This is a genomic window from Olivibacter ginsenosidimutans, assembly GCF_039542865.1.
Classification (GTDB): Bacteria; Bacteroidota; Bacteroidia; order Sphingobacteriales; family Sphingobacteriaceae; genus Olivibacter; species Olivibacter ginsenosidimutans.
In genome coordinates this window covers 153,832-177,578 of the sequence record NZ_BAABIQ010000040.1, presented here as the reverse complement: position 1 = coordinate 177,578, position 23,747 = coordinate 153,832, and the positions used below count along the sequence as shown (strand labels likewise).

The 23,747-nt window shown below is 42.4% G+C and carries 15 protein-coding genes; 9 read left to right on the top strand and 6 right to left on the bottom strand.

Features of this window, described 5'->3' with window-relative positions:
• The first annotated feature begins 117 nt into the window (after nt 1-117).
• Both ABD930_RS15550 and ABD930_RS15545 read left to right on the top strand, forming a co-directional pair.
• Complete coding sequence (locus ABD930_RS15550; RefSeq protein WP_345232737.1) at nt 118-1,458, top strand: M16 family metallopeptidase; 1,341 nt, start codon at nt 118-120, stop codon at nt 1,456-1,458.
• A gap of 30 nt (nt 1,459-1,488) precedes the next feature.
• A complete protein-coding gene (locus ABD930_RS15545; protein ID WP_345232735.1) occupies nt 1,489-3,537 on the top strand; it encodes a M16 family metallopeptidase in 2,049 nt (682 codons plus the stop codon).
• Nucleotides 3,538-3,631: 94 nt separating this feature from the next.
• Here ABD930_RS15545 and ABD930_RS15540 read toward each other — a convergent pair whose 3' ends face one another.
• The 4 genes from ABD930_RS15540 to ABD930_RS15525 form a co-directional block, all read right to left on the bottom strand.
• Nucleotides 3,632-5,329: an arylsulfatase gene (locus tag ABD930_RS15540; RefSeq protein ID WP_345232733.1), complete on the bottom strand. Its 1,698-nt coding sequence runs from the start codon at nt 5,327-5,329 to the stop codon at nt 3,632-3,634.
• 32 nt (nt 5,330-5,361) lie between these two features.
• Complete coding sequence (locus ABD930_RS15535) at nt 5,362-6,825, bottom strand: RagB/SusD family nutrient uptake outer membrane protein (RefSeq protein ID WP_345232731.1); 1,464 nt, start codon at nt 6,823-6,825, stop codon at nt 5,362-5,364.
• Nucleotides 6,826-6,854: 29 nt separating this feature from the next.
• Entirely contained in the window at nt 6,855-10,163 is a 3,309-nt protein-coding gene (locus ABD930_RS15530; RefSeq protein WP_345232729.1) for a TonB-dependent receptor, read from the bottom strand.
• A 180-nt stretch (nt 10,164-10,343) separates the two neighbouring features.
• Nucleotides 10,344-11,480: a FecR family protein gene (locus tag ABD930_RS15525; RefSeq protein ID WP_345232728.1), complete on the bottom strand. Its 1,137-nt coding sequence runs from the start codon at nt 11,478-11,480 to the stop codon at nt 10,344-10,346.
• Nucleotides 11,481-11,611: 131 nt separating this feature from the next.
• Here ABD930_RS15525 and ABD930_RS15520 point away from each other — a divergent pair, with 131 nt between their 5' ends.
• Entirely contained in the window at nt 11,612-12,202 is a 591-nt protein-coding gene (locus ABD930_RS15520) for an RNA polymerase sigma factor (RefSeq protein ID WP_345232727.1), read from the top strand.
• 30 nt (nt 12,203-12,232) lie between these two features.
• On the opposite strand, the gene ABD930_RS15515 is transcribed toward ABD930_RS15520, so the two are convergent.
• A complete protein-coding gene (locus tag ABD930_RS15515) occupies nt 12,233-12,688 on the bottom strand; it encodes a GNAT family N-acetyltransferase (RefSeq protein WP_345232725.1) in 456 nt (151 codons plus the stop codon).
• 375 nt (nt 12,689-13,063) lie between these two features.
• Between ABD930_RS15515 and rhaT the strand changes: the two genes are divergently transcribed.
• The 5 genes from rhaT to rhaM all read left to right on the top strand — a co-directional run bounded on the left by rhaT (nt 13,064) and on the right by rhaM (nt 19,540).
• Nucleotides 13,064-14,140: an L-rhamnose/proton symporter RhaT gene (gene rhaT, locus ABD930_RS15510; protein WP_345232723.1), complete on the top strand. Its 1,077-nt coding sequence runs from the start codon at nt 13,064-13,066 to the stop codon at nt 14,138-14,140.
• A gap of 59 nt (nt 14,141-14,199) precedes the next feature.
• On the top strand, nt 14,200-16,326 hold the full coding sequence (locus tag ABD930_RS15505) for a bifunctional aldolase/short-chain dehydrogenase (protein WP_345232720.1): 2,127 nt from the start codon (nt 14,200-14,202) through the stop codon (nt 16,324-16,326).
• An 85-nt stretch (nt 16,327-16,411) separates the two neighbouring features.
• Nucleotides 16,412-17,686 (top strand): sugar isomerase, encoded by a 1,275-nt coding sequence (locus ABD930_RS15500; protein ID WP_345232718.1) that lies wholly within the window; start codon nt 16,412-16,414, stop codon nt 17,684-17,686.
• A 139-nt stretch (nt 17,687-17,825) separates the two neighbouring features.
• A complete protein-coding gene (locus tag ABD930_RS15495; protein WP_345232716.1) occupies nt 17,826-19,208 on the top strand; it encodes an FGGY-family carbohydrate kinase in 1,383 nt (460 codons plus the stop codon).
• Nucleotides 19,209-19,222: 14 nt separating this feature from the next.
• Complete coding sequence (gene rhaM / locus ABD930_RS15490; protein WP_345232713.1) at nt 19,223-19,540, top strand: L-rhamnose mutarotase; 318 nt, start codon at nt 19,223-19,225, stop codon at nt 19,538-19,540.
• 19 nt (nt 19,541-19,559) lie between these two features.
• Here rhaM and ABD930_RS15485 read toward each other — a convergent pair whose 3' ends face one another.
• Entirely contained in the window at nt 19,560-20,450 is an 891-nt protein-coding gene (locus tag ABD930_RS15485) for an AraC family transcriptional regulator (protein WP_345232710.1), read from the bottom strand.
• A 209-nt stretch (nt 20,451-20,659) separates the two neighbouring features.
• On the opposite strand from ABD930_RS15485, the gene ABD930_RS15480 reads away from it, so the two are divergent.
• Nucleotides 20,660-23,734, top strand: coding sequence for a SusC/RagA family TonB-linked outer membrane protein (locus tag ABD930_RS15480; RefSeq protein WP_345232708.1), 3,075 nt, complete (start codon nt 20,660-20,662; stop codon nt 23,732-23,734).
• Nucleotides 23,735-23,747 lie beyond the last annotated feature (13 nt).

The window sequence follows — 23,747 nt, the reverse complement described above, 5'->3', positions numbered from 1 at the left end:
TAATTTACCGCTGATAAACAATAAATTTACCGTCAACTATTCAGTAATCCAACAGATCGAAGTGTGTATGCTCAAGATAATGCCATTAATCACCCATAAAACGAATAATATAAACAGATGAATAAACGAAAACTATTTTCCGGCGGTTTACTAACAGGCTTGTTGTGCCTAACCGCTATTGCACAATCCCAGGAAAAAATCAAGTTTAAAGAATTTACGTTGGCAAACGGATTAACCGTAATTATGCATCAGGATAAAACCACCCCTATTGCTGCTGTTTCCGTTTTGTACCATGTAGGCTCTAAAAACGAAAATCCAGAGCGGACAGGTTTTGCCCATTTTTTTGAACACCTCCTATTTGAGGGTAGCGAAAATATCGGGAGAGGCGAATTCATGAAAAAGATTGAGGGTATAGGCGGAACACTTAATGCATATACCACTAATGATCAGACTTACTATCATGAGGTCGTGCCATCCAATTATTTGGAAACGGCTTTATACATGGAGAGCGAACGGATGATGCATGCCAAAATTGATTCCGTCGGTGTGGAAACGCAGCGAGAAGTGGTAAAGGAAGAGAAAAGACAACGTATGGATAACCAACCTTATGGTTCCATTTTAATCGAGGTCTTGAAGCGTGCTTATCAGAAACATCCTTATCACTGGGCAACTATCGGTTCAATGGAACATTTGAATGCTGCTTCGCTTGATGAATTCATGACGTTTTATAAAACATATTATGTGCCCAACAATGCCGTGCTTTCGATAGCAGGTGATATTGATTATGACCAGACAGAAGCATGGGTAAAAAAATATTTCGATGAAATTCCAAAAGGCCAAGGCGAAATTAACCGTCCTCATATAACAGAGCCAAAGCGTGACCAGGAAATTAGGGATACGGTTTACGATAATATTCAGCTGCCCGCTGTTGTAGAAGCGTATAATCTGCCCCGTAAAGATAGTCCTGACAGTTATGCCTTGAATATGCTTTCTACCTATTTAGCTGGCGGAAAAAGCTCTTTACTCAATAAAGAGGTGGTAGATAAACAACAGAAAGCAGTACAGGTAGTAGCTATGCCCTTGGATCTGGAAGACGGCGGACTGTTTCTGTTTTTGGGTATTGCTAATATGGGAATTCAAGCAGATTCGTTAGAATATGCCATCGATGAACAGATTAGTAAATTGCAAAACCAAGGGATCACCGATAGTGACTTTGCCAAGCTAAAAGCGCAAATCGAAAATATGGTGGTCAATCGTTTTTCATCGGTAGCCGGAATAGCGGAAAGCTTAGCAGAAGCTAAGGTCTATTATGGTCACGCGGATGAAGTCAATCAGGAAATGAAAAAATACAATCAGGTTACTAAGGCCGATATCCAGCGGGTGGCTAAACAATATTTAGTGAAGAATGGAAGGGTTGTTTTGCATTATTTACCTAAAAGTACAGCGCAGCATCAATAGTTTTTCCAACACATCAGCAAGAGATTCATCATGAAAAAAACGAGTATATATATCGCATTATTTTTAAGTTCCATGGGGCTTAGCTATGGACAGGTTGATCGAAGTAAATATCCTGAACCGGGACCAGCCCCAGAAATTAATATCGGCAACGCCGAAACGTTCACCTTGGCTAACGGATTAAAAGTATTTGTGGTGGAAAACCATAAATTGCCTCGGGTTACCTATTCATTGGTGCTTGATCGTTCTCCTGTATATGAAGGAGAGAAAGCGGGATTAACAAGCTTTGTTGGCGACATGTTGATGGGTGGAACACAGCGTCGCACCAAAGACGAATTGGATGAAGCCATTGATCGGATCGGCGGATCCATTACCTTTGGCTCTGCATCTGCCAGTGCTTCTAGCTTAACAAAGTATCAAGATAAATTATTGACCTTGTTTTCGGATATTTTACTTCATCCGTCCTTCCCGCAAACAGAATTGGATAAGCTGAAGAAACAAGCTATTTCTGGTCTTGCTAGTGAAAAAGATGATCCTGAAGCCATTTCCGATAAAGTGGCTAATGTCGTTTTATATGGCAAAGATCACCCATATGGTGAATTCGCCACAGAAAAAACAGTAGCCAATGTTCAACTCACAGATGTCAAAACATATTATGATACCTACTTTAAACCCAATATTGGTTACCTCGCTATTGTAGGCGATATCACAAAGAAAGAAGCGGAGAAACTGACCAATCAATATTTTGGTAGTTGGACGAAGGGGGATGTTAAAAAAATAGAATGGCCTGTTCCTGCAGCTCCTGAAAAGACGAATGTTGTTTTGGTTAACCGGCCGACAAGTGTACAGTCTATCGTGAAAGTAACCTACCCGCTAGCCTTGAAGTATAATGATCCGGATGCGCTAGCGGCCCAAGTACTTAACAATATCTTAGGTGGTGGTTCTACCGGTCGCTTGTTCCTGAATTTGCGTGAACGCAAAGGATATACTTACGGCGCCTACTCTACCATCTCTCCAGATAAAATCGTAGGTAATTTTGATGCAAATGCCAGTGTCCGTACTGAAGTAACTGATAGTGCTATCTATCAATTTTTACAAGAACTGAAGCGATTGGATCAAAATACCATTACGGAAGAAGAATTGGCCTCAGCTAAAGCGGTCATGAGCGGAAGATTTGGCCGTTCGTTAGAACAGCCGGCTACTATTGCCCGGTTTGCGATTAATACCGAACTTCAAGAACTACCTCAAGACTACTATAAAAATTATTTAAAGCATTTGAATGAGGTAAGTGTTGCGCAACTGAATAGCTTGGCGCCCAAATATAGTAAACCGGATAATGCTTATATTGTGGTCGTGGGTAATACTGATGCCTTTAAGGATAAGCTAAAACCGTATGGAGATATTGCTTATTATACCAATACCGGAGAACCAGAAGTTAAAACGGCTGTTCAAGATGCATCTGTCACTGCAGAAGGCGTTATCAACAATTATTTGAAAGCGCTAGGTGGTCGGGAGAAACTGCAGTCGGTGAAATCGTTGAAAAGCGTACAAGAGGCGGAAGTACAGGGAATGAAAATAACCGCAGCATTATTGGTCGATCAAACTAAACCGGTTGCGGTACAAACCATGAAAATGGGTGACCAAGTGCTCTCAAAAATTATTATCCATAAGGATAAGGCTACCATGGAGATGAAAGGACAGCAAAAGGAAGCTCCCGCCGAAATGTTTCAGGCACTCAAGCAAACGCTGACAATTTTTCCTGAATTATATTATGCAGCTAACGGAGCAAAAGTGGCTTTGGATGGGATAGGTAAAGTGAACGAAGAAGATGCTTATAAAATCATCGTAACTCAGCCTGATGGAACAAAAGTAGTCAATTACTATAGTGTGTCGAGTGGATTAAAGTTGAAATCAACCAGCACTAGTATCGGAGAAGTGGAATTTGGAGCCTATAAGGATTACAATGGAGTCAAACTGCCAATAGGAAGTACCATTAATAGTCCGAATATGCCTGTACCGTTAAAAATGACAGTTGTAGAACAGGAAATCAATCCTACGCTTAGTGTAAGTGATTTCGAATAATGCCGCACAATAGCTTGAAAAAACAAAGAAGGGAGAACCGTTACGTTCTCCCTTCTTTGTTTAATCGGCCAGCGTATATACGTCAGTTATCGGTTTATTTACCAGGTTTTGGATATACGTGATGAGCCTTTGCCCAAATATTCCATTTTGTTTCTAGCTCTTTTACCTTATCAGGATAAGTAGCTGCTAGATCATGATTCTCCGAACCGTCTTCTACTAAATGGTATAAATGCCATTGGCCGTTAGGCTTAGCTACTAATTTCCAATCGCCTTGGCGTACATATTTAGCATTATAATGTTCATTGAATAGCTCCTGATGTCCGACTGCGGATTGACCTTGCAATGAAGGGACTAAACTTAATCCTTCGGCGGCTACAATCTCATGTCCCTTATAGGTTGTAGGATACTTTGCCGCGGCTAGGTCAATAAACGTAGCCATGAAGTCCATCACATGTCCTACTTGTTTGGAAATGCTTCCTTTTGGTGCTTTTAACCCTTCGGGCCAATATGCAATTAAAGGTGTTCTGACACCTCCCTCATACGATTGAGCTTTGGCTTCCCTATAGGGGGTGTTGGCAACATTTGCCCATTTAGCACCAATAGAGGCATAAGTGGTCTGTGGCCCTGGTAGTACATCCTTATTAACCGGATAGCTGATGGGCTTGCCATCCCGTGTTTCACCGGGTCTGTCAAAACCGGGGCCAAAAGCTGCACAATTTTCAGGACTTGCCCCATTGTCGCTCAGAAAGAGAATCAGGGTGTTGGCTAATGCGCCGCTTTCTTCAAGTGCTTTGATGACACGACCAATTCCCTGATCCATTCGGTCTACCATCGCGGCATGTACGGCCATTGCATGCGCATCCCAAGCTTTGCTTGGATTGCTTTCCCAATTTTCATCGGCCTTCAGCGCTTGAGAAAGGGGTGTTTGCTTGGGGTCGATTAGACCCAAAGCTACCATGCGCTCGTAGCGTTGTTTCCGGATAGCATACCAGCCAACTTGATAGGTCTTTTCGTATTTGGCAATGTCCTCAGGTAGTGCTTGTAATGGCCAGTGTGGCGCATTGTGAGCGAGATATAGAAAAAATGGCTGATCACCTTGAACTAGGCTTTTGATATAATGAGCAGCAGTGTCATTCAGGGCATCGGTATGGTAGTAATTGCTGGGCACTTCCTGTACCGCTTCTTCTCCGTTTACCAAACTAAAGGGGTCGAAATAATCAACGACACCCCATATCGTTCCGTAGAATTTATCAAAACCTCTACGGGTTGGGTACTGTTCTATCGGAGAGAATAGGGGATAATGTACCTGATGATTGAGCCATTTTAACTGCTCTTCCGAATCTTTTTGCTCAATAGTGTTGGATACATGCCACTTGCCTACCATAGCGGTTTGATAACCGGCTTGTTTTAACACTTCAGCCAACGTCACGGTGTTTTCTGTGATATGCCCTTGATAACCCGGTTCGGCGCGCTTAGTGGTCATCTCACCTATACCGGCATCATGATTATAAACGCCCGTAAGTAGGGCCGCACGTGATGGGCAGCAACGGGATGTGTTATAAAACTGGCTGAACCGAAGTCCGTTTTTTGCTAGCTTATCAATATTGGGTGTTTCAATTTCACTTCCGTAGCATCCCAAATCAGAGTAGCCTAAATCGTCGGCCAGAATTAACAGGATGTTGGGCCTTGTATCCTGACCTTGGGCATAAGTGGGAGGTGCAAAAAGGTTGACAGAAATCGACAAGGCGATTATGGTCACGATGCTTAAATGGGGTCGATTTATCTTATTCATAATGTATTATACTTCGTTTTCAATACATAAAATTAATATCCTTCGTTTTGTGCTAAACTGGGGTCTGCGTCGAGCGCGGCCTGCGGAATGGGAAAGAAACGATGATAATCCTGTGCATTGGTTTTACCGCGTTCGTGTGCAGAAGCAATAAAACGATCCATTCGGATCAAATCTTCCCGTCGAATACCTACTTCAGCATAAAATTCCCATCCCCGTTCTTTCAGCAAGTGTTCCCTGAAATCTTCCTTACTGGAAAATTGCCCTATGGTTAGCGGTTTAGCTCCCAAACCTGCCCGTTGCCGGATTTGATTAACCAAATCTATGGATTCTTGATTAGGGCCATTCAATTCGTTTAATGCTTCCGCACGAGACAAAAGGATATCGGCATAACGAATTTCCGACATATCATTTCCATGCTCATTGCCAATAGCATTGGCATCAGGCCAATATTTAAATGAACGGGTGTTGTTGTTATTTAGTAAGGATACCGTAGCCCCTTGTGTGTTAATATAACGCGTAAGGATAAGATTCCTACGATTATCATCATCATCGAAAGAATTATAAAAAGTATCATACAAGCGGTATTGTGCAGCCCAATTGGCCCAATTGCTACGCATCGTAAGGCCGGTTCGTGGATCGCTTGCAAAACCTGGAGGAAATGCCCCATTCATATAGTTCATACCTGCGCCTTGAGGGCTTTGTGGATTTACTAAGATGAATTCACTGTTCCGCTCATTTTCCACTTTAAACAAATTCTCGTAGTTGGCATACAGGCTATACAGGTTAAGGTCGATAAGGGCCTGTGCCTGATCTGCTGCTTTCTGCCATTGCTTCGTATTGAGGTAAAACTTACAAAGAAGCGCCATGGCGGCTCCTTTATTTGGGCGTCCGTAGTTTTTTTCACTTCCTGGATCGGGTAAAACCTTGGCTACAGCCAGCAGCTCGTCTGCTATGAATTGGCGTAACACCGCATCTTCAGCTCTGGGCAGTTCTAAAGGATCATTGGAGGATGTCCGTAAGGGTACCGACCCAAACCATGAGTAGAGGTGAACATAACTTAATACACGTATAAATCGTGCTTCTGCTACATATACAGCCTTATCTTCATCTGAAATGGTGGCTTTGTCTATGTTGTCCAAAAGAAGGTTGGCATTCCGGATCGCGCGATAAGGCCGGAGCCACATGGTGCCGAACAACCAATCGAGCGATGCGTCTAAGGTGAAATTGGTGACTTGTGAAGCGGTTCTGTTTTCAGCACCATCGGTTTCCCATTCGATGTCGGTCGACCAATTTTCAAGCATGACCCTGTTTTTTCCTTCGTAACCATTAATATACCCTTCTGCAAAGGCAGCATTAAGTAAGGAGTTTACGCCCTCTTCTGTCGCGAGGAAACCCTCTGGTTCGAGCTGAGAATATACAGGTTCTTCTAATTGTTTTTCACATCCACATAATCCAATGAGGATGAATAACAGGAAATATAGTTGATGAGTTTTCATGGATATGCTATACATGGTTCTGTAATCTGTTAAAAATCTACCGATACGCCTAAGATAAAGGTCTTGGCCATGGGATAGGCGTTGAAATCAATTCGATTAAAAGCTCCTCCATTCGGGTTAACCGTAGGATCAAAACCACTGTAATCACTAATGGTAAATAGGTTCTCTGCCGTTAAACTGACTCCTAGGTTACGCATATACTTTTTGTTCAGCGGTAAGTTATACGCTAAGGTTAAGGTGCGCAGTCGGAGATAGGAAGCATCTTCTACTGTATAGCTGTTTACCAGTTTGCTTCCTTGTCCTGTTGGATTGACAAAGGATGGATATTTGTCGGAAGGATGCTCTGGTGTCCAGCGGTTTAAATAAGGTTCGGCAAAACGATTACGACGGAATTGTACTGGGAAATAGGCATCTACTAGATTATTGTTTAACATCTTAATCCCTTCTACGCCCTCAAGGAATACCGAAAGCTGCCAGTTTTTATAAGAAAAGTTGTTGCCCAAAGACCAGGTAAGCTTCGGAAATGAGTTGCCCAGGATCGTCCGATCGTCGGCATTGACTACGCCGTCTCCATTGCTATCATGGTATTTGATATCTCCGGGAGCTACTGGGTCACGGGTTACCGAAAAGTCGTCGTCTGTCTGCCAAATGCCGTCAATCTGATAACCGTAAAAAGAATAGACAGGTAATCCCTCCCGGATGATGAACACTTGATTGGTTTGACCAGCATCACCGGTAATAATCTGTCCAATCCCTCCTAAATTTAATACATTATTATGTAGGGTGGATAGATTGATATTGGTAGTCCATGCGAAATCTCCTATTAAATTCTGTGTGGTAATGCCAAAATCCCAACCGGTATTTCGTATACTGCCTACATTGGATAAGATGGAAGTAAAACCAGTGGTCGTGGGTATGGGCAGATCGAGTAACATATTGAATGTCTTCTTCTGGAAATAATCGATTGTACCGGAAATACGTTCATTGAAAAGGCCAAAATCCACGCCTATATTAAATTGTTCGGTTGTTTCCCACTTTAGGTCGGGATTGGCAATGCGTGCAGGTTGCGTGGTGGTGACCAGCTGATCGTCAAGAATAGCACTCGGCCCCGTGCTGAAGGTGGTAATCGCGGCATAATCTCCGATTTCCTGATTACCGGTTTGGCCCCAACTTAAACGTGGTTTTAAGTTTGAAATTGCCGTTGCTCCTTGCATGAATGTTTCCTGATGTAACTTCCAGCCCAGTGCAAAAGATGGGAAATAACCGAATTTATTATTCGTACCAAAACGTGAGGAACCGTCCATCCGGAAAGATCCTGTAAGGAGGTACTTATCCTTGAAGGTGTAATTAATACGTCCGAGATAAGACTGTAAACGATTTGTCCGGCGTTCACTGCCCAAGCGATAGGTACTTTGATCGCCTAAACCGGTATTGTAGGTACCCGTTAAATCGGAAGGAAAATTACGGGCATTCTGATTGGTATTATCGGTAATAAAGCGTTGGGTTGTGGCTCCTAAAACGGCGCTTACCGTATGCTCGTTCCACTGTCTGTCGTAATTAAGGGTACCCTCTACCAGGTAATTGCTTAATGTTCCCTGCAATATGGAGGCAGAACCGCCTAATGGTCCACCAACACGGGTAATCCGACTAACATACACGTCGCGTTTTTGATTGGAAAAATCGCCACCAAGGTTTATCTTGGCCGATAAACCGGGCAGTAGCTGGTATTTGGCATAAGCCGTACCAAATGTGCGATAGGTGTTGGCCAAGGCATTAGCACCCTCGAGTAAGGCCAGCGGATTATCCATGTCTAAAAAGGGAGATAGGGTATAAACGCCATTGGCATCCCTAAGGGCTAATGTTGGATCAAAATTCAACATGGAGTATATGGTGCCCGACTCAGCATTAATACCAAATCCTCCAGGGGCATAATCATCTCGAGTATAACTAACATTTAATGAAACGCCTGTCTCTAATTTATCGGTAACGGCCGTACTGAGGTTTAGCTTCGCACTGTAACGTTTAAACCCGGTACTCTTAACTACCCCCTGTTGATCAAAATAATTGAAGGAGGTATAAAATTTGGTTTTGTTATTTCCTCCTGATAAGGATAGTGCATGATTTTGAATGATGGCTTTCCTAAAGACCTCATCCTGCCAGTCGGTTGTCGATAAATCATCTCCAATACGATAGGTTTCGGCGCCACCTCCAGCATCGATGATACCGTTGAGTACGTCTTTATATTCGCTGGTGGTCAGCAGATCGATCTTATGTGCAACCTGTTGCAGGCCTGTCGAAGCGTTATAAGAAACCTGTGTAGCCCCTTCTTTACCTTTTTTGGTGGTTACAATGACAACACCATTGGCTCCGCGTGCCCCATATATCGCCGTGGCAGAGGCATCTTTTAAAATCTCAATAGACTCGATATCGGCAGGATTTAGTGCGGCCAATGGATTTCTGGGAACTCTTGGTGCATCGAAATTCGCTCCACCTCCCGTTACTGCAGGAGCATTGTCAATGGGTAAACCATCGATAACGTAAAGCGGACTGGATCCGGCGTTAATAGAACTGGCTCCCCTGATCCGAACGGAAACACCACCACCGGGCTCTGCACTGTTCTGTATAATCTGGACACCACTAGCCTTCCCGCTTATCATCTGGTCGAAGGTGGTGTTGGTGCCTTTGTTGAAATCCGATGATTTAATCGAACTCACAGAACCGGTGATGTCGCTTTTTTTCTGTGTTCCATAGCCAATGACCACCACTTGATTCAAGCTGGTTTGCTCTTCTTTTAACACGACTTTTACTTTTTCCGTACCTGAAACAGGTATTTCTTGCGAAACATAACCCACAGAACGGACAATTAGTACCGTTATGCGTTGCTGATTAGGGACCTGAAGGCGAAAAATTCCCTTGCTGTCGGTCTGGGTAGCAATTGTGGTATTCTTAAGCAATACGGTAGCGCCTTCCAGAGCTACCCCATGTTCATCGACAACTTGGCCTTCAAGGTGTTGTTGTTCCGTTACTGATGTTATTGCAGGAGCTGGCTTTTCTTTGAGTATAATTGTTTTGCCACTGATCGTGTAGGCCAACGGTTGTTTTTCAAATACATGATCAAGTACTTCCTGAAGAGGTGCATGCTCCACATCGATGTCAAAACGATGTCCTTTGCTTATAATTTGAGGACTATAGAGCAGATTATAGCCCGTTTGTTGGCGAACGACTTTCAGCATTTCTTCAACTGAAGCGTCTTTCAGCTTAATCGTGATTTGCTGACCGTAGCTTACTGCAATAGCTTTCATGACGGTCAGCATGGTTAGTATAAGTGCTAGCTTCATAATCCGATAGGATTTTTTTAGCATGTAATACCCTTTACCGTATAGGGATACAGTATAAAATTTCATACTTTTGAACAGTTTGGGTTATTTAATGGTTACGTTTTCTCTGTTAAGTGTAGGACCCCAACTTGCTGGAAGTGTTACCGCACTTCCGGCTCCTTTTGTCCTATTGATAGCTGTTTACTTCATGACATAAATCCTCCTTCCCTCTAGTTTAAAATGAACAATTCCTGTTAATTCAAGCATTTGCAGCACATCTTTAAGCGTCCCATCACGGGATATGCTGCCACTTAGCTGATAATTCGTTATATCCGGACTATATACGACGTCAACATCGTACCAACGTTGTATTTTTCGCATGACTAATCGTATATCTTCGTTAGAAAATAGGAAAAGGCCCTTATGCCAGGCGATTGCCTCTTCCATATCTAGTTGCTGTATAGAAATGTTCGGCTTTCCTTGCTGTACAACAGCCTGCTGCCCCGGTTTCAATAATTGATGGATATCGCCATAATTAACTTTTACAGCGCCCGTTAATAAACTGGTTTTTGTAAATTGTTCATCGCCATAGGCGCTTATATTGAAATGGGTCCCTAAGACAGCCACTTCGGTGTTGCCAGCCAACACCCGAAAAGGTTTGTTGGATTTGCTGACTTCAAAATAAGCTTCGCCTCTTAATTCCAATACACGCTCCCGACTATTGAATTGGTTGGAAAAGCGCAGTGAAGAGGCCGCATTTAGCCATACTTTTGATCCGTCAGGCAATTGCAACTGATACGTTCCTCCCTTTGGAGTTTCTAAATTGTTCCATTTTTCTTCTGCTTCCATCGTGTCGTGCCCTTCATTGAACTGATAAATCAATTGTCCATCGGCAGTGCTTAAAACAGCTAAATGATCATCCTTTACTAATAAACCGCGTTCATTTCCATCCAGCTCCTTAATAGAACCGTCACTCAGGGTTAACCTCGCCTTGGTATTATTAAGGGCGAGATGGGGAGGAGACGGTTTTTGCGCTTTATCGATATACGATTTCAAATCATACCCAAGAAAACCGATGATCAGTAGGACAATTGCTGCAGCCACACCGGTCCATATACCCCACGGTATGTTTCGCTTTCTGGGCTCTTGTAAAGATTTTTCTATGCGCCTGGAAAGCCTATCCCTAATCTCGTCCCTGTTCCCCATCACGGCCTCCCATTCCCCGTTTTCCTGCATCAACTGAAACTCCTCAAAAGCGGCTAATTGCTCAAGCTCTTCAGGAGTGCATCTGCCATCTGCTCTTTTCTCATATAAAATAATATACGCTTCTCTGGTCATATATGATTGGTTATATATAAGAGCCTTAACTTGATCGGTACGCACATAAAAAAATGAAATTTATTTTTCTTGCGGTTCTTAGTCCGGGTTAATCGTTAATTTATTTTGTTTGTTCACATGAAATTGTATTTTTGGAAAAACTCTACGGTTTTAATAGACTTAATCAAGTGAAAACAGATCTCGACTTATGGAAAAGTACGCAGGCTGGTGATCGAAATGCTTATCATCAGCTTTTTAATCGTCATTGGGAAATGGCTTATGTGCGTACTTTTCATCTGCTAAAGGATGCTGAAGAAAGTCAAGATATTGTGCATAACATCTTTGTCAATATTTGGATCAAGCGTGAACAGTTGGAAATACGCGAATTCCAAGCATATGTTAGAAATGCCTGTCGCTATCATGCCTATAAATATTTGAAAACACGCTATAAAGAAGCGCTAACATTTATGAACGATCAGGCATTAAGATCCTTAAAGACTGAAACGGTTATAAACAGTGCTGAATACAATGAACGTTTAGAAGAGTTAAGTGTATTTAAAGAATCCTTGCTGAAAGATCTACCCAAAAGATGTCAGGAAATTTTTAGTTTAAGCAGGGATGAACAGCTGAGTAATCAGGAGATTTCCCATCGACTGAACATATCAAAACGTACCGTGGAAAATCAAATAACATATGCATTAAAGCACATCCGCTTAGGCTTGAAAAGATTTTTAATGTTATAATAACAGCTAAGATTTGCTAAACGGATATCCTTAGTCTTGCGTATTGTTCTCCGTAATAAATTCGTAGTTTACATAATTGGTACGCCTAAATCCAAATTTTTCGAATAGCGTTTGTGAATTTACGTTATCTGCTTTGGTAGCTAGGTAAACCTTACTCTTATTGGTTTTCTTACTGAAAAAAACCGCTTCACTCAATAGCGATTGGGCTACTCCCTGATGCCGGTATTCATCGGCAATGTAGATATCATTCAGTAACCAGATTTCTTTTATTCCAGCGGGTGTAAAAAAAGGAAACAATAGCGTAAAGCCCACAATTTCATCATCAATAATAGCAATGAAGATCACGCTGTCCTTTTTTTCCAAGCGCTCCTTTAAGAAGGTTCTTCCATCTTCCAGATTATGCGCTAAGCCGGAGATAGAACGGTAGTCGGCAAATACAGTTGCTAAGGCGGCTAAATCTGCCATAGTGGCCTGTCTTATTTTCATCTGTATAATTGTTTTAGCGGTGATGACGTTTACACATACGTAGTTTTTAAATGCTTTTACCCCGTTATCATAGGGTGAAAAGACCATAAATCTTAAATTTTATCAAAAACAAGGAAAAGATAGCGTTTTCTCTAGTAATATCCTACAAAGCTACTGATAAAATTACCATTTTTTGATCTTGAGATAATTGCTCGTCAGCAGTAATCCGTAATCAGTGCCTTTTAAAGTTGTGAGTTAAATACACATCATTTGCCCCTTAAAACTCGTTACTGATCACTGCTTATCGCCACTGTTTGTCATAACAGGGCATGACAGTTGCACGCAGGTGATATACTAACTTGCGGGCATGGTAACCAACAAAAACCTTTATATTTTATGCAGGCATTATTAGGCGTAATTTTTCATTTTATAGGGGGCGCTGCCTCGGGCAGTTTTTATGTACCCTATAAGAAAGTTCGGGCGTGGTCTTGGGAAAGCTTTTGGATTGTAGGTGGACTTTTCTCCTGGCTTCTGGTACCACCATTGGCCGCATGGTTAACCATTCCTGATTTTGCACGTATCATTGCTGATACACCCAGTTCAACATTGGGATATACCTACCTTTTTGGTGTACTGTGGGGTATCGGTGGATTGACATACGGTTTGGGGGTACGCTACCTTGGGGTATCGCTTGGTAGCAGCATTATGCTCGGTTTAACCATGGTGATCGGCTCTATGATCCCTTCTATTTATTATCAGTTTTTTCCGGCCGTAGGCAAAGATACCATCGGCATGTTCTTTAGCACTTCTTGGGGGCTATATACCATGTTCGGCTTGGCGATCTGTATCGTTGGTGTATACCTCTGTGGCCTGGCGGGGGTGCGTAAAGAGCGTGATTTGGGCGGCCACAGCGATGCGAGTGGAAACAATGAATTTAATTTAAGTTTAGGCTTGCTTGTGGCAATTATCTCCGGGGTGTTAAGTGCTTGTTTCAATTTCGGTATCGAGGCAGGCAAACCGATGGCTAATGTTGCAAATGACTTATGGAAAGCTGCACATCCTAATGATGGGGAGTTTCTTTTTCAAAATAACGTATCGTATGTCGTTATCCTTTGGGGCGGCCTAACCACTAATTTCATCTGGTGTTTATTCTTAAACATCCGCAACAAAACATACGGAAATTACGTTGATGCCCAAACACCTTTGCTAAAGAATTATTTGTTGTGTGCCCTTGCTGGAACTACTTGGTACCTACAGTTTTTCTTCTACGGCATGGGAGAAAGTAAATTAGGCAATGGCGCAAGCTCTTGGATTTTGCACATGGCCTTTATCATTCTATTGGCTAATGTATGGGGTGTTGTTTTGAAAGAATGGAAAGGAGTTAGTAAAAAAACGTACTTAACGATAGTATCGGGTATCGTGGTGATCATTGTTTCGGTTATTATTGTTGGTTTTGCAAAAGAAATAGGTTAAAAAATTAATCGTGCCGTCTATGGGCATAAATGAGCGTTTGTATTCAAATTTTAATAAATATGTCTGAAATTGTAAGAAAAGAGAGCTTTAAACATGTAAGTTACTTATGGGATGATGATGAGGCTGCAAAATTAGCTGGCGATGAGGTGGCACTCTTGATTTATCGCTCCAATCTATTAGGAGCCGATCTGCGTTTAACGAATTATGGTGGTGGAAATACTTCGTGCAAAGCGTATGCAAAAGACCCATTAACAGGAAAAGAGGTAGAAGTGATGTGGGTAAAAGGTTCAGGTGGCGATCTGGGTACGTTAAAGAAGAGTGGTTTGGCTGCCCTATATGTAGAGCGGTTGCGTAACCTGAAGAACGTATACCGAGGCATTGAGCACGAAGATGAGATGGTCGAACTCTTCAACCACAGCATCTATGATCTAGCTTCTAAGGCGCCTTCAATCGATACGCCTTTGCATGGGTTTCTTCCGTTTAAACATATCGATCACCTACATCCAGATGCTGCTATCGCTATTGCAGCAGCAAAAGATGGTAAGAAAATCACCAAAGAACTATTTAACGGAACGATAGGATGGGTAGAATGGCAACGGCCAGGTTTTGATTTGGGATTAAAATTAAAGCAATGTTTAGATGAAAATCCGGGTATCCGTGGAATTATGTTAGGATCGCATGGTCTATTTACTTGGGGAGATACTGCCTATGAAAGCTATATCAATACCCTGGAAGTTATTGAAACCTGCGCAACATATATAGAAGAACATTATGGCAAAACAAGGCCGGTATTTGGAGGCAATAAAATAGAAAGCCTACCTTGGGAAAAACGTAAAGAGCAAGCGGCAGCGCTTGCGCCAATACTGAGAGGCTTTTGTTCTTCAGAACGCCATATGGTCGGTCATTTTACAGACGATGAACGGGTACTAGAATTTATCAACTCAAACGATTTGGAAAGGCTGGCCCCGATGGGTACTAGCTGTCCAGACCATTTTTTGCGTACCAAGATCAGTCCCCTAGTACTTGATTTGGCGCCAGACGAAGACTTGAGTGATACAAGCAACATAAAAGCACGGCTAGTTCCCGCTTTTGAAGCTTATCGTGCGCTATATACCACGTATTACGAAACCTGTAAACATCCAAATAGTCCGGCTATACGGGATAAAAATCCCGTCATTATCCTGTATCCCGGCGTAGGCCTTTTCTCGTTCTCCAAAGATAAACAAACGGCTAGGGTTGCTGCTGAATTTTACATTAATGCCATTAATGTCATGAAAGGGGCGGAAGCCATTTCCGAATATACCTCACTGCCTCGACAAGAAGCATTTAACATTGAATATTGGTTGTTGGAAGAAGCTAAATTACAGCGTATGCCTAAACCTAAAGCGTTGTCGGGTAAAATTGCCTTAATTACAGGAAGCGCTGGCGGAATTGGAAAAGCAATTGCAGTTAAATTTGCAGAAGAAGGAGCGGTCGTTATTGTAAATGATAATGATGAAGCACGGCTAGCTAAGGCTAATGAAGAATTTGGCAAGCAATTTGGCAAGGATGTTTATATTACAGCTAAATTAGATGTAACCAAGGATGAAGATATACAAGCCGCTTTTGATGCTGGGAATATCGCTTTTGGAGGAATAGACATCGTTGTAAATTGTGCAGGTTTATCGATATCCAAACCAATTGAAGAACATACGGATAAAGATTGGGATCTGCTATATGATGTATTGGTAAAAGGCCAATTTAAAGTAACGCAAGCAGCGGTTGCTATTATGCGGAAACAGGCGATTGGAGGGGATGTACTCAATATTGTTAGTAAAAATGCATTGGTTTCGGGTCCGAATAATGCAGGATATGGATCGGCTAAAGCAGCCCAATTACATTTAAGTCGGTTAAATGCAGCAGAACTGGGAGCAGATAAAATCCGTGTGAATGTAGTTAATCCCGATGCGGTAATTTCTGATAGCAAGATTTGGGAAGGCGCTTGGGCAGAAGGTCGGGCAAAAGCTTATGGTATTACGGTGGAAGAGTTGCCTGCATTTTATGCTAAACGTACCTTGCTTAATGAGATTATCCTGCCAGAGGATATAGCCAACGCATGTTTTGTTTTTGTGGGTGGTTTGCTTAATAAATCTACCGGGAATGTACTAAACGTGGACGGAGGTGTGGCTATGGCATTTGTGCGGTAAAATCCAATTGGCTAATTAGCTAATGGATGAATCTTGAATGTATATTATAAATTCACTTTCGAATAAAAGCTAACCGATGAAGATTATGAATATAGAAAAGTATAAAATTGAGGAATATAACCAACAGGCAGATGCGAAGCATACTCGAAAACTGGAAGGCCTTGTTGAAGATATTAATAATTATCAGGAGATTTTAAAAAAACTGATAAATTTCCAAATTGCTATTCCTAGCTGGGCATTAGGCTCAGGAGGAACACGTTTCGGACGCTTTCCCGGAGGTGGTGAACCAAGGAGCTTGGAAGAGAAGATAGCAGATGTCGGTTTGTTGCATGCACTAAACCGATCGAGCGGTGCTATTTCGCTGCACATACCCTGGGATATACCCGAAAATTATCAGGAAATTAGAGCCTTAGCGGCGCAATACGGTTTGGCATTCGACGCCATGAATTCCAATACCTTCCAAGATCAGCCTAATCAAGCGTTGAGTTATAAATTTGGATCCATGCAACACGTTGATCGTGTGGTACGTAAGCAAGCGGTAGACCATAATATAGAAGTAATTAAGCATGGGATCGAATTGGGATCGAAGTCGCTAACGGTTTGGTTGTCGGACGGTTCTTGCTTCCCCGGGCAGCTTAATTTCCGCAAAGCATTCCAACGAACGTTGGAAAGTTTACAGGAAGTGTATGAAGCACTGCCGGCCGACTGGAAGATATTTGTAGAATACAAAGCCTTTGAACCCAATTTCTACTCCACAACCGTGGGAGACTGGGGACAATCCTTTTTATATGCTAGTAAGCTAGGTGCTCAGGCATATACCTTGGTAGACCTTGGTCACCACCTGCCAAATGCTAATATTGAACAAATTGTGTCGTTATTATTGATGGAAGGTAAATTGGGAGGTTTCCATTTTAATGATTCCAAATATGGCGATGATGATCTTACCGCTGGAAGCATTAAACCGTATCAATTGTTTCTGATTTTTAATGAATTGGTTGAGGGAATGGATGCTCGTCAGCTAGATCATACGAAAGATTTAGGGTGGATGATTGATGCATCTCATAATGTAAAGGATCCGCTGGAGGATTTATTACAATCAGTAGAAGCCATCATGATTGCCTATGCACAAGCCTTATTGGTTGACCGCACTGCACTCAACGCTGCACAGGAAGAAAATGATGTTGCCAAAGCACAGGAGATTCTCCAAGCCGCCTTTAGAACCGATGTCCGGCCATTGGTGGCAGAAGCGCGGAAGCGTGCTGGTGGCGCTTTAGATCCTATAGCACTTTATCGGTCATTAAACGTTCGCCAAGAATTAATTAAGGAGCGTGGTTCTAAAACAGTAGCCACAGGATTGTAGTGTTGCGGAAAGCTGTAAAGCGAAAAGCATAAAGCGGAAAGCATAAAGTTCAATAAAAACCTTATAGGTTTAAAAATTGCGAGCTATGAGTTGTGAGCCAGGCGCCACTCGTAACTCGCAACTCACAACACATAACTATATGAAGACTCCGGTTATAGCCGTATTTGATGTCGGGAAAACGAATAAGAAACTATTTCTTTTTGACGAGCATTATAAAATTGTTTTTGAACGCTCTGCGCGTTTCACCGAAACGGTGGATGAAGATGGAGATCCCTGTGAAAATTTAGCTAGCCTTCGATTATCCGTATTCGACTCCTTGCATGAGGTCTTTAGACGCCCGGAATTTGATATCAAAGCCATCAACTTTTCTACATATGGCGCTAGCTTCGTTTATATCGATGAGCATGGGAAGCCCTTAGCTCCTTTATACAATTATTTAAAACCCTATCCCGAAGCGTTAAAAGAAAAATTTTACCATACCTATGGTGGAGAGGAGGCTTTTGCCTTGGCTACGGCTTCGCCTGTGCTGGGCAGCTTGAATTCAGGTATGCAATTGTACCGTATTAAATATGAGCAACCAGATCTCTTTCGTCAACTATACAAGGCATTGCACCTTCCGCAATATATGAGCTTCCTGATTTCTGGGAAGGTGTATACCGATATGACAAGTATTGGTTGCCACACCAATTTATGGGACTTCAAACATAACCGATACCATGAGTGGGTAACGAAGGAAGGTGTTTTAGACAAATTGGCACCTATCGTATCTGCAGATGCGGTATTCCCTGCTTCTTTTCCTGGTAACAATTATGCTGTGGGTGCGGGTTTTCACGACAGTTCTGCTGCCTTAATTCCTTACTTAGTTAGTTTTTCAAAACCTTTTGTATTGCTTTCAACAGGTACGTGGTGTATCAGCTTAAATCCGTTTAATGAGCAAGCCCTAACGGTCGACGATTTGCGTGCCGATTGCTTATGTTATATCCACTATCAAGGCAAACCGGTAAAAGCCTCCCGATTATTTGCGGGTTATGAGCACGAGCAGCAAATGAAGCGCATTGCAGCTCATTTTAACGTTTCACCGGCCAGATTAAAAAACATTGCATACGATACTAACGTGACGGAAGCACTGCGGGAGCGATTCAAGATTGAAAAAAAATCTACACCACAAGAACAGCTTGCTGCATTTGGCCAGCGGGAGCTGACACTTTTTAATTCTGAGATAGAAGCATATCATCAATTGATGATCGATTTGGTAGAAGCTCAGGTAAGCTCAACGCAGCTAGCCATAGGCAATTCACGGGTAAAACGCTTGTTTGTTGATGGCGGCTTCGGTAAAAATGTAATCTATATGAATTTATTGGCGGAAGCTTTTCCGCAATTGGAGGTGTTTGCCGCTTCCATGGCACAAGCCACTGCCATCGGAACAGCTTTGGCTATTCACCAATCCTGGAATAGCTTGCCGTTTCCAAATGACATTATCGAGCTGAAATATTATGCGCCGAGTCATCGGAAGGTTTCTTAACTAGAAAATTATCCATGGCCGCAAAAATTGCATTCAAAATGAAACTGCTACCAGGTTTCCAAGAGGAATACAAGAAAAGGCATGATGCCATCTGGCCAGAATTATGCGCGTTATTAAAGGAGCATGGTATATCGGATTATTCCATTTTCTTCGATGAAGAAACCAACGGTCTGTTTGCGGTACAGCGATTGGCCGAAGGGTCCACTTCGCATCTTCTCGGCCAGCAGTTGGTCATGAAAAAATGGTGGACACATATGGCTGATATCATGGAAACGAATGCCGATGATTCACCTGTAGCTCATCCGCTTCCAATGATGTTTCATCTGGATTAGCTGATCAATGAATAATTGATTATTGTCCAAATTGCTGTTCCTTTCGGTAAAACTCTGGCGAAAGACCAGTCTTTTCCTTAAAAAGTTTGGAAAAATAGAAACAAGAGTCGAAGCCCAGCTCATAGGCAATGTCTTTAATCATCCGGTCCGAATGGTTAAGGTAATGTTTGGCTTTTTCTATTTTAAGTTGAATAAAGTATTGACCTGGAGAGTAACCAGTATGTTTTTTGAAAAGCTTCCTGAACTGGGAGTAGCTTACCTGTAGCTGTTCGGCAATCTGTTCAATAGATATGGCTTCGTCTAGATGTTCCCTAAGCAAGAGCTTTGCCTTATTGACCATGTTTTCCGAAGGGCAGGGGGGAGATGAAAAGAATTTCCCTTTCGATAAGGCATAGATTTTACCTAATAAATGTAAAGTTTGTCCGGAAATAATTTGCTGAAAACCGGGCTGAGCTTCTTTAATGCGCTCAGCAATATTGACATATAAATCTACAATATCATCTTTATAACCCATTTCAATAACCGGTTTAGACGGATTAAAAAAATCATTTTGGATAATTTGATCGGCAACTGGTCCGTTAAAACCAATCCAATATTCATTCCATCCTGTTGCTTCATTGGGTTTATAACGGTGCCATTCATTGGGAAAAAGAAAGATGACTGAACCTTCTCTTACCTGTCTTGTACCACTGTGTTCCGACTCAAAAATACCTTCACCAGCGGTTATATAAATTAATTGATATTCTGTTAAAATTCGGCCTCTTCGCCAATCGAAGTAATAGGTATCGGGGTGTTGCGTCGAAGGGTAGTGCAGGGCCTGCCTAATCGGTCCAAATCCAGCATTTAGTACGTATAAACCCCATTTTTGGTCAAGCGGATTGATGGCTAAATATTTATGGAATGTATGCATAATTCATGGTCAAAAAATATATACTAAGTATCAAAATCTATATTTACTTCTTACCGAAGAATCAAGATTTTTGAGCAATAACTGGTTTTGTGCTAAAGCAAAACTAGGGTATTATTTCCAATAAATGCGTTACAGCCGCAGGAGATAATACCATAACAGTACAGGATAGTCTGCGAGAAATTAGGCAATTATTAAACGATTACTAGCTTATGAATGACAAGAAAAAAGTAAGGCGCAGCATGTGCTTCATCTGCGGCATTGTGCTATGGATGTCAAGTTTAGCCGTTTTTGCACAAGAAAAGATGACGGTGAATGGTACCGTCCGAGATAACCAGGGGCCGGTGCCGGGTGTTTCTGTTTTAATACAAAACACTAGACAAGGAACTAAGACCGATGCTTCGGGTAGGTATCAACTACAAGCTGAAAAGGGAGCTAAACTGGTTTTCAAATCGATTGGTTATCGTGATACCGTCATTACGGTAACGGGCAGTTCGATCAACGTGAAGCTCAGTTCCGAAGCCAAGACCTTAGATGAAGTGGTCATTAGCTATGGAACACAGCAACGAAAGGAAGTTACGGGCGCTATTGCGCAAATAGAAGCTACGGAAATGAAGGATGTACCGGTAGGGCAATTTTCGCAAAAATTACAGGGGCGCATACCGGGTGTGCAAATTAGCCAATATACGGGTAGGCCTGGGCAGGGGATGGCCGTACGCGTACGGGGCTCCGCGTCTATGAATGCTGGAAGCTCACCGCTTTACGTAGTGGACGGTCAACCTATTACCGGAGATATTGGCAATATCAATCCAGACGAAATCGAGAGCTTCTCCGTCTTAAAAGATGCATCGGCAACTTCTTTATATGGATCAAGAGCTGCTAATGGTGTGGTCTTGATAACGACGAAGAAGGGAAAGGGCGATGGCGTGAATATCAGTTTATCCAGTTACGGTGGTGTACAATATGTGCCTCAGCGTGGCCGGCCAGATGTGATGGATGCGCACGAGTTTGCACAATTTATGAATAATTATTTTACGGATAAGATCAAATACGAAGATTGGGTGAACCCCGTTACGGGAACGCCTGAAATTCCGGATGATTATAAAAATCCGGATCAATATGGAAAGGGAACCGATTGGTATGATGTACTCCTCAGAAAAGGTGCACCGATTCAGAACTATTCATTGTCGGTTACCGCAAATAGCGAGAAGTTTAGCACCTCCATTATTGGAGGCTATTTTAATCAACAAGGGGTTTTGTACAATACGGGCTATCAACGGTATTCTTTCCGGGCAAATAATGAATTTCGGCCAAATGACCGATTGACAATGGGATTCAACATTGCACCAACCTTACAATTGGATCATAATACGACGATCAATACCGATGGTCAACGACAGGTAATCGACGGCGCTTTTATTACTAGTCCGATATCCCCAGCTATCAATCCTGATGGTTCACTTCCCTTGACTACCAATACATTCAACATGTTCCAGAATCCGAACTGGTTACGGGTGCTGAAAGAAAAACTGGATAATCGTAAACGGACTCGTATACTGGGGAATGCTTTTGGAGAATATAAAATTCTCGATGGACTAAAGTTTAAAACCAGCATTAACGTCGATGCGGAATCATTTAATGAACTGAATTTTGTTCCTTCTACTGCTGGTGGTGGCCTGTTTGTAGCTCCCCCGCAGCTAGCCACGGGATCTTACGGTACCCAGAGCTATTATTCCTGGCTTAATGAAAATGTGTTGACGTACACCAAAACTATCGGTGAGCATACGTTTGATTTGTTAGGAGGCTATACCACACAGAAATACCGTCAGGAAAATGGTAATATTAATAAAACGGACTATCCCAATGATCTGATTCCTTGGCTTGACGCAGCGGCAACGGTTAATAGTGCTGGAAGCAATACCACGGCATGGTCACTGGAATCGATCATCGGCCGCCTGAACTACAGTTACAAGGGACGTTATTTGTTGTCGGCATCGATGCGCCGAGACGGTTCTTCACGCTTTGGTAGTGATAAAAGATGGGGTTCTTTTCCGTCAGCATCCGTGGGATGGATAGCCAGTGAAGAAGATTTCCTGAAGGATAACGATAAAATCTCTTTTCTCAAATTAAGGGCGAGTTATGGCCTCGTTGGGAATAACAATATCGGTAACTATACCTCAATATCTCGAATGTCGCCAACTAATTATGTTTTCAATGGTTCGCTCGTCCAGGGCTTGTCTACTACATCCTTGGGTAATACCTTGTTAAGTTGGGAAAGAACCAAACAGCTGGATATCGGTTTTGAACTGGGCTTATTCAATGACCGTATCAACTTCACCTATGATTATTATCACAAGAAAACGGATGGTATGCTTTATCCTGTAGAATTACCTCGAGGATCGGGCTTTAGTTCGGTGCAGACCAATATCGGTGCATTTAAGTTCTGGGGGCATGAACTCGGTGTTAGTTCAAAGAACTTGGATGGCGATCTGAAATGGACAACAGACTTGAATGTTACCCTAAATCGGAATGAAGTGTTAGCGCTGGGAACGAATAATACACCTATTGGAGGTTATAGTGATCAGGGTGATTTTAACCGTACGGCTGTAGGGCATCCGATTGGCCAGTTTTATGGCTATGTATACGACGGCGTGTACATGACGCAGCAGGAATTTGATAGCCAACCGAAACACCAGTCATCACAGATTGGCACGGTGCGGATGAAAGATATCAATAATGATGGGGTAATCAACACGGACGATCGCACCTTTATTGGCGATCCCAATCCAGATTTTATCTTTGGTTTAACCAATACTTTCCGCTACAAAGACTGGGATCTGAGTTTTCTGATTGCGGGTTCCATTGGTGGAGAAACCATGGCCGCTACCTATGAGAATATCGAAAACCTAGACGGCGTATTTAATGTGCGAGAGGAAATGATTCATGCATGGCGTTCGCCGGAAGACCCCGGTAACGGCAAAGTGCCACGTACCCTCGCTGGTACGACCGAATTGTTCCGTTTTACCAATTCAAGGTGGGTCTATAACTCTACTTATGTGGCTTTGCGCAACATTTCTTTAGGACGCAATTTTGCCATTAAAAACAATAATTACATCAAAAATATCCGAGCTTACCTAAGCGTGCAAGAGGCCTTGATGTTCACGAGCTATCCAGGTGTAAATCCTGAAGTAAGTGCCAAAGCAGACAATCCGCTACAATTAGGGGTCGATCAAACGGCGTATCCGGTACCACGTACCTTCACACTCGGAATAAATGTTGGATTTTAATTTTTGCAAGGTT